At 63.3% G+C, this 6,542-nt stretch carries 8 protein-coding genes; all 8 read left to right on the top strand.

All coding sequences use genetic code 11. The features are described 5' to 3' along the window. Positions 1 to 170 precede the first annotated feature (170 nt). The 8 genes from RR928_RS09030 (at position 171) to RR928_RS08995 (ending at position 6,498) form a co-directional block, all read left to right on the top strand. Positions 171 to 1,139, top strand: a complete 969-nt coding sequence (locus tag RR928_RS09030) for an ABC transporter substrate-binding protein (protein ID WP_332538460.1) — start codon at positions 171 to 173, stop codon at positions 1,137 to 1,139. A 14-nt stretch (positions 1,140 to 1,153) separates the two neighbouring features. Next, the gene (locus RR928_RS09025; protein ID WP_332538459.1) at positions 1,154 to 1,690 is read left to right on the top strand and encodes a VOC family protein; all 537 of its coding nucleotides are present in this window, start codon (positions 1,154 to 1,156) and stop codon (positions 1,688 to 1,690) included. 79 nt (positions 1,691 to 1,769) lie between these two features. Further along, complete coding sequence (locus tag RR928_RS09020; RefSeq protein ID WP_332538458.1) at positions 1,770 to 2,537, top strand: ABC transporter permease; 768 nt, start codon at positions 1,770 to 1,772, stop codon at positions 2,535 to 2,537. A 73-nt stretch (positions 2,538 to 2,610) separates the two neighbouring features. Next, positions 2,611 to 3,012 (top strand): VOC family protein, encoded by a 402-nt coding sequence (locus tag RR928_RS09015; RefSeq protein ID WP_332538456.1) that lies wholly within the window; start codon positions 2,611 to 2,613, stop codon positions 3,010 to 3,012. Continuing rightward, positions 3,009 to 3,812, top strand: coding sequence for an ABC transporter ATP-binding protein (locus tag RR928_RS09010; RefSeq protein ID WP_332538455.1), 804 nt, complete (start codon positions 3,009 to 3,011; stop codon positions 3,810 to 3,812). The genes RR928_RS09015 and RR928_RS09010 overlap by 4 nt, the downstream gene beginning before the upstream one ends. Positions 3,813 to 3,843: 31 nt before the next feature. Continuing rightward, entirely contained in the window at positions 3,844 to 4,737 is an 894-nt protein-coding gene (gene dapA, locus RR928_RS09005; RefSeq protein WP_332682236.1) for a 4-hydroxy-tetrahydrodipicolinate synthase, read from the top strand. A gap of 10 nt (positions 4,738 to 4,747) precedes the next feature. Further along, complete coding sequence (locus tag RR928_RS09000; protein WP_332682234.1) at positions 4,748 to 5,338, top strand: malonic semialdehyde reductase; 591 nt, start codon at positions 4,748 to 4,750, stop codon at positions 5,336 to 5,338. A gap of 110 nt (positions 5,339 to 5,448) precedes the next feature. Then, positions 5,449 to 6,498: a porin gene (locus tag RR928_RS08995; protein WP_332682232.1), complete on the top strand. Its 1,050-nt coding sequence runs from the start codon at positions 5,449 to 5,451 to the stop codon at positions 6,496 to 6,498. Positions 6,499 to 6,542: the final 44 nt, after the last annotated feature.

Genomic DNA, 6,542 nt, shown 5'->3' with positions numbered 1-6,542 from the left:
GATCGCATGCTCGCCTCCATCAACGGAATCGGCGAGCTCGCCAACCAGGTCCGCGCGCAAGCCGTCTAGGTCGCCCACAGCGTTCGATGCATCCACAAGAACATCAAGGAGACAACATGCGAACCCAACGGAGACAAGACGCTAGAAACAGGATCTCGCGCGCGGCAAGAATGCTGGGAATCTGTGCACTGGCGGCCGGCGCGCAATGCGCCCTGGCCCTGGAGAAACTGAGCTACAACATGGCCTGGCTGCCACAGGGAAGTTCGGTGGGCGTGATCGTGGCGCAGCAACTGGGCTACTTCAAGAATGCCGACCTCGAGGTGAACATCGTGCGCGGCTACGGCGGCAACCGCACGGCCAATGAAGTGGATCAGGGCCAATTCGACATCGGCTACGTCGACCCCGTCAGCGTCATGCTCAACCGCGCCAATGGAGGCCACATTCGCCTGATCGGCGCCATCAACACGCGCTGGCCTGCCGGCATCTGCTTCGACACGAAACGCTACAACCTCAAGACGCCGGCCGATCTCAAAGGCCTGCTGCTCGGCGGCGGATCGGGCTCGGTGGTGCACAACATTCTGCCGGTCTGGCTGGAGCGCAACGGCCTGCCCAAAAACAGCGTGCGCCTGATGCGCATGGACCCGGCCGTGGTCGATGCATCGCTGATCGAGGGAAAGATCGATCTGGCCGAATGCTGGCGAGCCAGCAACCGCGTGGTCACGCAGAAGCAGGCCAACGATGCGCGCGTCAAGCTCGGCTGGATAGAGTACAGCGATTTCGGCCTCGATGCCTACGGCAGCGGTTTTGCGGTCAGCGACGAAACCCTCAAGAAGCGCCCCGATGCCTTGCGCAAGTTCCTCAAGGCCTCCTATCAAGGCTATGACTACGCGCTGGCGAATCCCGAAAAGGCCGCCGATCTCATCGCCAAGGCCTTCCCCACGACGGACCGCAATGTGGCCCTCAATCAGATCAAGGACATCGGCGATCTGATCATCGACCCCGAGGTGAAGGACAAGGGTCTGGGCTTTCTGCGCGCGGACCGCATGCTCAAGACCGTGCAGTTCATCGACAGCGCCTTCAATCTGAACGGCAAGGTCAAGGCCCAGGACGTCTACAGCGACGCGCTGCTCAAACCATGAAGGAGTTGCGAGAAATGGCACGACGCCCCAAGCCCCAGCGTATCGGACATCTGGTTCTCAACGTGAGAGACCTGAAGGCCTCGGTGCGCTTCTATACCGACATCGTAGGACTGACGGTCTCGGATTACATCGCCGACCAGATGGCCTTCCTGCGCTGCTCGGATGAGCACCATGATCTTGGCCTGGCACAGATTCCTCCCGGGAGTCCCCTGCTCCAGGACATCTACCGGCCGCAGCGGCCTGGACTGGAGCACTTCGCGTACCGACTCGAATCACTGCAGGAGATCGAGGAAGCCGCGCAGTTCCTGCAGGACAGAGGTGTGGAGATCGTGCGCGGCATCGGCAAGCACGGGCCCGGAGAGAACCTGTTCCTGGTGTTCAAGGACCCGGACGGCAATTACTGCGAGTTCTATGCCGAGATGGTCCAGGTCACGGTCGACACGCCACACACGGCACGCGTCTGGGACAACGATCTCAAGGCGTTCGATCAGTGGGAGTTCGAGAAATTCGTGGTTCCTCCACCTGACTGGGGACCTTCGACGCAGTCCTGAAGCCCCATCGCCGAACCGGCATCGATGCGCCGAAAAAAACCAAGGGCGCATCCCACATTCATTCATCGGAGACATTGCCGTGAACACAAATTCTTTCGCCACACGCTCATGGCGGCAGTTGATCGACCCGCTCGTGCTGACCGTGATCCTGGCCGTGCTGTGGCAGCAGTCGGTCGACTGGTTTTCCATCAAGCCCTATCTGCTGCCCCCGTTGAGCCAGGTTCTGGAGAGCCTGTGGTCCAACCGCCTGACCTTGCTCAGCGAGGCCTGGGTCACTATCAAGGAAGTGCTGGCGGGCTTCGTTCTCGCCGTGGTGGGCGGGGTTCTGCTGGGCCTGGTGATCTACGCGATTCCGCTGGTCAAGCGCTCGCTTTATCCGCTGGTGGTGGTCTTCCAGGGCCTGCCAAAGATCGCCCTGGCTCCGCTGATGGTGATCTGGTTTGGCTATGGAGACACATCGAAGGTGCTCATGGCCTTCCTGTTCGCTTTCTTCCCCGTCACCGTCGCCACCTTGGGCGGCCTGGCCGGAACGCCGGCGCATCTGATCGAGCATTTCAAGGCCATAGGCGCGCCAGCGGGCATGACCTTTCGCAAGCTTCTGGTGCCTGCCGCCATGCCTTCCATCATGGACGGATGCCGCGCTGCGATGCCGCTGGCGGTGATAGGCGCCATCGTCGGTGAGTTCGTGGGCTCTGAACATGGCCTGGGCCATCTCATCCTCGAAGCCAATGCAAATGCGCGCACCGACTATCTGTTCGCGGCACTCATCGTCATCTCGGTCGTGGCCGGCGCACTGTATGCCGTGGTGGAGCTGGTCGCCAAGCGCGTCTGGTGGCGCGGACTGTAGAGCCCAGTCCCCCAGCCTTCCAACCGACCGCCCCCCTTTTGCGATTTTCAATTTCAACCAGGAGACAGACATCATGGCCAAACTTCGTCACATTGCCCTCGCCGTACCCGACCCACAAGCCGCGGCAGAGTTCTACAGCAAGGTCTTCGACATGGAGATCATCGAGCCCACGCACTCCCCGATTGCGGAAGGCGTCTACCTGTCCGACGGCACGGTCTGCCTCGCGCTGCTGAACTACAAGACCGATGAAGCGGCGGGCCTCGAGCGCGGCAAGAACTGGGTCGGCACGCACCATTTCGGCTTCTGGTGCGACGACCTGGAAGAGCAGCGCAAGCGCATCGAGGACAGCGGCGGCACCTTCTTCATGGACCTGCCGCACGACAAGAAGAGCCTGTACTACGAGATGAAATTCCGTGACCTGCATGGCGTCGTGTTCGACATCTCCGAAGGCGGCTGGGTCGGAGCCAAGAAATGAGACCGGCACTCATGGCTGTGCAGACACCATCGCAAGCCCCGGCCAGGGACATTGCCATCGAGGCACGGCGCGTGGGCAAGACCTTCGGCGCCGGCATGCTGGCGCTCGACCATGTGGACTTCACCATCGAGCGCGGCGAGTTCGTCTCCATTCTCGGTCCCAGCGGCTGCGGCAAGAGCACGCTGCTGCGCGTGATTGCCGGGCTGTACGAGCCCGACGCCGGCGGCGATCTGCAGATCCTGGGCAAGCGCAGCAACGGCGTGAGCGAGGATGTGGGCGTGGTCTTTCAGACGCATAACATGCTGCCCTGGGCGACCGTCGAGGCCAACATGCGCCTCGCCGCAGAGGTGCGGCGCATTCCCAAGCGCGAGATCGACGAACGCATTGAACAGTTGCTGCCCATTCTCAAGCTGGAGAAGTTCCGCCACAGCCATCCGCATCAGCTCTCGGGCGGCATGCGCCAGCGGGCGGCGCTCGGGCAGATCCTGATCACCCGCCCCAAGGTCCTGCTGCTGGACGAGCCCTTCGGCGCGCTGGATGCACTCACGCGTGATCAGCTCAACGTGGAGCTGCTGCGCATCTGGCAGGAAATGCGCCAGACCGTGGCCCTCATCACGCACAGCATCGCCGAGGCCGTGCTGCTGTCCGACCGCGTGCTGGTGATGTCGGAGCGGCCAGGAAAAATCGTCAAGGAAATCCACATCGATCTTCCACGCCCTCGTGACCCCCGGCTGACCAAGGAACAGGTGCGCTTCGGCCAGTACGTGACGCAGCTCGGTCAGCTGATGGGCGTGGACTAAGCCGCCCCGGCTCTTGAAAGACACACACAACATGAATCTCGAAAAATTTCACGGCGTGATCCCCGCCATGGCCACGCCATTCACCAGGGACTTCGAGCTGGACGAGTCGCGCGTGCGCACGCTCATCGACGAGTACATCGCCGCCGGCGTGCACGGCATCTCGGTCGCGGGAAGCCAGGGCGAGTTCTTCGCGCTCTCGACGCGGGAACACATCCGCCTGCTCGAAATCTCGATGGATGCCATCAACGGCCGCGTGCCGCTGTATGCCGGCACCGGCGCAGCGACCACGCGACAGGCCATCGAGCTCACGCGGGCCGCGCAGTCCATGGGCGTCGATCTGGCGCTGGTCATCACGCCCTACTTCGTTCAGCCCACGCAGAGCGAACTGGTGGAGCACTTCACGGCCGTGGCACAAGCCACCACGGCCCCCGTAATGCTCTACAACAATCCACCGCGCACCTCGGTGAACGTCAGCGCCGCGACACTGGCCGAATGCATGCGCAGGCAGGCCAACATCGTGGGCATGAAAGACTCGAGCGGAGATCTCACGCAGTCGATCGAGTATCAGTTGCTCGCGCCCCGCCCCGCCTTGCTGTTCTCGGGCCGCGACACCATTGCGCTGGCGATGATGCTGCACGGCGCGCAGGGAACGATCTCGCCCGCTGCCAACGTCTTCCCCGAGCTCATGGTCCGCATGTACGACGCATTGCGCGCGGGCCAGCACGAGGAAGCGCTGCGCATCTCCAACATCTTCGCGCCACTGCGCGCCGCCTGGGCCTGGGGTTCCTTCCCGGTGGTGATCAAGGAGGCCATGCAGCTCATGGGCCGCGACGCCGGCCCGACCCGGGCGCCGATCGCCGCGCTGCCGCCCGCCGTGCGCGAGAAGTTGTCGGAAGTGGTCGAGCGCATTGCGGCGCAAGCCTGAGAACAGGGCCATGCTCGACAGCCACGCCCTGGACACCCTGTTCCGCCGCGCCCGGTCACACAACGGCTGGCTTGATCGGCCGGTCACGGACGAACAACTGCGCTCCATCTACGACCTGGCGCGCTGGGGCCCCACCTCGGGCAACAGCTGCCCCATGCGAGTCATCTTCGTGCGCACCCCTGAAGGGCGGGAGCGATTGCTGCCATGGATCTCGCCGGGCAACGTGGACAAGGTCTTGCGCGCCCCGGTGACCGCCATCGTCGGCTATGACAGCGAATTCCATCGCGCACTGCCGCGTCTGTTCCCCCATAACCCGGGCTTCGCCGGGACCTTCGAGGGGCCGGACAAGGCGGCACACAGGCAGGACACCGCGTTTCGCAATGCCAGCCTGCAGGCGGCCTACCTGATGCTGGCGGCGCGCGCGCTCGGCCTCGACTGCGGCCCCATGTCGGGCTTCAATGCCAAAGGGGTCGATGACGCATTCTGGAGCGGCACCTCGGTGCGCACCAACTTCCTGTGCGGCCTGGGGCACGGCGACGGCAGCAAATTGTTCGACCGCCTGCCACGACTCGATTTCGACGAGGTCTGCAGGCTCCAGTAAGGGCGTGCAAGACCTTCGCGATCGGCGCGGCGCAAGTCTTCTTGGCATTCGCCGCCATCCCCACCCATGCTTTTCAAGCCAGCGTGTGAGTAACCTTGGAGTCCACTGAAATGAAGAAATATCTTGGTCTGGTCGCGATGCTCGCCGCCTGCGGTGCCGCCACGGCCCAATCCTCCGTCACCCTGTTCGGCATCGTCGATGCCGGCCTGACCTACGCAAAGGCCAGCGGCGGTGACTCCGTATACGGCATGAGCAACAGCGGCAACCTCACCAGCCGCCTGGGCTTGCGCGGCATGGAGGATCTGGGCGGCGGACTCAAGGCGGGGTTCTGGCTCGAGGGCGGCTTCAACAACGATTCCGGCGCGGGACTGACCGCGGGCGCCTTCGATTTCAAACGCCGCGCCACCATCAGCCTCACGGGAGACTTCGGCGAAGTACGTCTGGGCCGGGCTTTCACCCGCGCCTACGAGAACCTCAGCCGCCACGACGTCTTCGGCCAGGTCGGCATAGGACAGAACCAGACCTGGTACAACGCCCCGGCTGCGGTGGTGCGCGGCAGCAACATGCTGACCTACCTGTCGCCGTCCCTTTCGGGCTTCAGGGCGTCGGCCGACCTGGGCTTTGGAGAAACCGCAGGCAGCGCATCGAACAATCGCTACCTCGGCGCCGCGGCCACCTACGACAATGGCCCGCTGAGCCTTTCGCTCGCCGCCGAACAATGGAACGATGCCGCCTACACAGCGGGAACACAGACCATCGTGCTGGACAATACCTCGGCCTATGGCCTTGGCGCCGGGTACAACTTCGGCGCGATCAGGCTGGCGGGACTGGTGCGCCAGCAACGCAACAAGCCCATCACGGGCGAAAGCGTGAAGTTCAATACCGCCCACGTCGGCGCCGTCGTCCCCCTGGGCGCGGGTGAAGCCCGCGTGGGCTACAACTACTACGACAACGCCAGCACGCAGGGCAAGGCCCATCAGCTTTCGCTGGGCTATGTCCACAATCTTTCCAAGCGCACGGCGCTCTATGGCACCTACGCTTTCATGAAGAACAAGAATCAGGAACGCTTCATGCTGACGGCAGCGGGCCTCAACCTGACAGCTCCCGCGCCCGGCAAAAGCCAGAATGCAATCACCGTGGGAATTCGCCACAGTTTCTGAGGCACCCAATCGACACTGTTGCACTACAGGGTCATTCCGAAGGA

It is taken from the genome of Comamonas sp. (genome assembly GCF_036666375.1).
In the GTDB taxonomy this organism is placed as follows: domain Bacteria; phylum Pseudomonadota; class Gammaproteobacteria; order Burkholderiales; family Burkholderiaceae_C; genus Comamonas.
This window is presented reverse-complemented; position numbering and strand designations above follow the sequence as displayed.

Bases quoted from the DNA above. Each gene is read 5' to 3' on its own strand.
- RR928_RS09030 (WP_332538460.1), top strand. From the start codon at position 171: ATGCTGGGAATCTGTGCACTGGCGGCCGGCGCGCAATGCGCCCTGGCC.
- RR928_RS09025 (WP_332538459.1), top strand. From the start codon at position 1,154: ATGGCACGACGCCCCAAGCCCCAGCGTATCGGACATCTGGTTCTCAAC.
- RR928_RS09015 (WP_332538456.1), top strand. From the start codon at position 2,611: ATGGCCAAACTTCGTCACATTGCCCTCGCCGTACCCGACCCACAAGCC.
- RR928_RS09010 (WP_332538455.1), top strand. From the start codon at position 3,009: ATGAGACCGGCACTCATGGCTGTGCAGACACCATCGCAAGCCCCGGCC.
- dapA (WP_332682236.1), top strand. From the start codon at position 3,844: ATGAATCTCGAAAAATTTCACGGCGTGATCCCCGCCATGGCCACGCCA.
- RR928_RS09000 (WP_332682234.1), top strand. From the start codon at position 4,748: ATGCTCGACAGCCACGCCCTGGACACCCTGTTCCGCCGCGCCCGGTCA.
- RR928_RS08995 (WP_332682232.1), top strand. From the start codon at position 5,449: ATGAAGAAATATCTTGGTCTGGTCGCGATGCTCGCCGCCTGCGGTGCC.